Raw genomic sequence first — 243 nt, 5'->3', positions numbered from 1 at the left:
CTACCGGAGTGACGGTACCTGAGAAGAAAGCCCCGGCTAACTACGTGCCAGCAGCCGCGGTAATACGTAGGGGGCAAGCGTTGTCCGGAATTATTGGGCGTAAAGCGCGCGCAGGCGGCTACTTAAGTCTGGTGTTTAAACCATGGGCTCAACCTGTGGTCGCACTGGAAACTGGGTGGCTTGAGTACAGAAGAGGAAAGTGGAATTCCACGTGTAGCGGTGAAATGCGTAGAGATGTGGAGG

1 rRNA gene is annotated in these 243 nt (G+C 55.1%); it reads left to right on the top strand.

Annotated features, from left to right (window positions below):
* A 16S ribosomal RNA gene (locus tag HPT30_RS00240) occupies nt 1–243 on the top strand; the annotation flags it as partial.

The sequence above is a fragment of the Paenibacillus agri genome (genome assembly GCF_013359945.1).
Lineage (GTDB): Bacteria > Bacillota > Bacilli > Paenibacillales > Paenibacillaceae > Paenibacillus_AQ > Paenibacillus_AQ agri.
Note: the sequence above shows the minus strand (reverse complement) of the source record. Positions and strands in the feature narration are given on the sequence as shown.